This is a genomic window from Kitasatospora sp. NPDC041988 (assembly GCF_055588525.1).
Genome location: NZ_JBVJCO010000106.1, coordinates 1 through 3,486 on the forward strand (window position 1 = coordinate 1; position 3,486 = coordinate 3,486).

Here is a 3,486-nt window from a genome sequence, read left to right on the forward strand (position 1 = left end):
GCCCCCACCGTCCAAGAGTTCTTCGACCGCTGGATCCGCCTCCTCGACACCGCCACCACCCAACCCGACCAACCCCTCAGCCACATCGACCTCCTCACCACCGAGGAGCGGGGCCTGGTCCTGGACACCTGGCTGGACACCGCCGTCGAGGTCGGCGCGGACCTCCTGCCCGCCCGCTTCGCGCGGCAGGCAGCGGCGACCCCGCAGGCCGTGGCCCTGATCGCCGGCGACGCCGCACTGACCTACGCGGAGCTCAACGCCCGCGCCAACCGGCTCGCCCAGGCGCTGCTGCGCCAGGGCGCCGGACCGGAGCGGCTGGTCGCACTGGCCCTGCCCCGCTCCGCCGAGCTGGTCGTCGCCCTGCTGGCCGTCCTCAAGACCGGCGCCGCCTACCTGCCGCTCGACCCGGACCACCCGGCGGCACGGATCGCCTACGTGCTGGACGACGCCCGGCCCGCCCTGCTGCTCACCGACACCCGGACGGACCGGCGCATCCCCGCCGACGGACAGTCCCAGCGGCTGCTGCTGGACTCCGCCGAGGTCCAGGCCCTGCTGGCCGACTGCCCCGACACCGACCCCGCGGCCGCCCGCGTGACCATCAGCCCGGACTCCGCCGCCTACGTGATCTACACCTCGGGCTCGACGGGACGGCCCAAGGGCGTGGTCGTGCCGCACTCGGCGCTGGTCAACTTCCTCACCGCGATGAGCCGGAAGGTCCCGCTGCGGCCCGAGGAGCGGCTCCTCGCCGTCACCACGGTCGCCTTCGACATCGCCGCACTGGAGCTGTACCACCCGCTGCTCTCCGGCGCCGCGGTCGTCCTCGCGCCCAAGGAGGCCGTCCCGCAGCCGTCCGCCGTCCTCGACCTGATCACCCGGCACGGCGTCACGGTCCTCCAGGGGACGCCGTCGCTCTGGCAGCTGCTGGTCTCCCACGACCCGGAGGCCCTGCGCGGCCTGCGCATGCTGGTCGGCGGCGAGGCCCTGCCGGTCGCGCTCGCCGAGGCCATGCGGGCGCTCACCAATGACCTGGTCAACCTGTACGGGCCGACCGAGACCACCATCTGGTCGACCACGGCCGACCTGGCCGGCGGCTCGGGCGTCCCGCCGATCGGCCGGCCGCTCGCCAACACCAGGGTCTACGTCCTGGACGGCGGACTCCGACCGGTCGCCCCCGGCGTCACCGGCGAGCTCTACATCGCCGGCGCGGGCCTGGCCCGCGGCTACCTCGGGCGCCCCGCCCTCACCGCCGAACGCTTCACCGCCGACCCGTACGGCCTCGAACCGGGCGGCCGGATGTACCGCACCGGCGACCTCGTGCGCTGGAACCAGGACGGCGAGCTGGAGTTCGTCGGCCGCGCCGACCACCAGGTCAAGATCCGCGGCTTCCGGATCGAACCCGGCGAGATCGAGAAGGTCCTCACCGACCACCCCGACATCGCCCAGGCCGCCGTCCTGGTCCGCGAGGACCAGCCCGGCGACGCCCGGCTCGTCGCCTACGTCGTCGCCGGCACCTCGGCCGGAGCACGCGACGAGCAGGTCGAGCACGACCAGCTGAGCGAGTGGCAGGACCTGTACGACACCGTCTACACCAGCGCGCCGGCGACCGCCTTCGGTGAGAACTTCGCCAGCTGGAACAGCAGTTACGACGGGCAGCCGATCCCGCTCGACCAGATGCGGGAATGGCGCGACACCACCGTCGAGCGGATCCGGGACCTCGACCCGCGCCGGGTCCTGGAGATCGGCGTCGGCACCGGCCTGCTCCTGTCCCGACTCGCCCCGCACTGCGAGGAGTACTGGGGCACCGACTTCTCGCCCAGCGTGATCGCCGGCCTCCAGGGCCACGTGGACGCCGACCCCGGGCTCGCCTCCCGGGTCCGTCTGCACACCCGGCCCGCGCACGACTTCAGCCGGCTGCCCAGCGGCCACTTCGACACGATCATCCTCAACTCGGTCGTCCAGTACTTCCCCAACGCCGGCTACCTGGAGCAGGTCCTCGACCACGCCATCCGCATCCTCGCGCCCGGCGGCGCCGTGTTCGTCGGCGACATCCGCAACCCGCGGCTGCTTCGCACCTTCACCACGGCCGTCCAGACCGCCCGCGCCACCGACCCGGCCGACCTCGCGGCCGTCCGGCGCGCGGTCGAACACGCGCTGGTCCTGGAGAAGGAACTCCTCATCGACCCGGAGTACTTCACCGCACTGGGCCACCACGTCCCCGACCTCGCCGGCACCGACATCCAGCTCAAACACGGCGCCGCCGAGAACGAGCTGACCCGGTACCGCTACGACGCCACGCTCCACAAGACCGGCATCACCCCGCTCGACCTCTCCGGCGCCGGCACCACCGCCCTCCCGTGGCCCCAGGAGGCCGACGCCCTCGCCCGGCAGCTCGACACCGAACGGCCCGACCTGCTGCGCGTCACCGGCATCCCCAACCCGCGGCTCGCCCACGAGCTCGCGATCCAGCACGCCGTCGACAACGGCGGCCCGTACCCCGCGGACACCCCGGTCCCCCAGCTCGGCCTCGAAGCCCTCCGCCGGCTCGGCGAGGAGCACGGCTACCGGACCGCCGCCACCTGGAACACCCACCGGCCCGACACCGTCGACGTCGTCCTCCTCGCGCCGAGCGCCCTCGACGGCGCGGCTCCCGTCGGCACCTACGCGTCGGCCGGCAGCAGCACCCCCAGCACGCCGCTGTCCACCTTCACCACCAACCCCGCCGCCGGCCGCGGTACCAGCGCCCTCCTCACCACGCTGCGCGAACACGCGCGCACCCACCTGCCCGACTACATGCAACCCACCGCCATCGTCCCGCTCGACCAGCTCCCGCTGACGGCGAACGGCAAGCTGGACCGGGCCGCGCTGCCGGCGCCGGACTTCGCCCTCTCCGGCTCGGGCCGGGAGGCCCGGACCCCGCAGGAGCAGATCGTCTGTGATCTGTTCGCGCAGGTCCTCAGCCTGCCGCGGGTCGGCGTGGACGACGACTTCTTCGAGCTGGGCGGGCACTCGCTGCTCGCCACCCGCCTCGGCGCCCAGATCCGGGCCGTCTTCGGCGTCGAGTTGGAACTGCGCTCGCTGTTCGAGGGCCCGACCCCGGCCGCGGTCGCCGCGCGCCTGGACACCGCCGGCCCCGGACGGCTGGCCCTCGCCGTGCAGGAACGGCCCGGGACCATGCCGCTCTCCTTCGCCCAGCGGCGGCTCTGGTTCATCCACAAGATGGAGGGGCCCAGCGCCACCTACAACATCCCGCTGGCGCTGCGGCTCACCGGCGAGCTGGACCGCGACGCGCTGCGCGCGGCACTCGGCGACCTGGTCGCCCGGCACGAGAGCCTGCGCACGGTCTTTCCCGAGGCCGACGGCACGCCGTACCAGCGGCTGCTGGCACCCGAATCGGCGGCGCCGCGGCTGACCGTCACGGCGACGACCGAGGCCGAGCTGCCGGGCGCCCTGGAGGCGGCCGCCCGGTACGCCTTCGACCTGGCGGTC

1 protein-coding gene is annotated in these 3,486 nt (G+C 74.0%); it reads left to right on the plus strand.

Going from position 1 to position 3,486, the window contains the following annotated elements; translation table 11 throughout:
* Nucleotides 1-3,486, plus strand: a 3,486-nt coding sequence (locus ACZ6NC_RS41850) for a non-ribosomal peptide synthetase (protein WP_465739134.1), incomplete at both ends; no start/stop codon positions are given.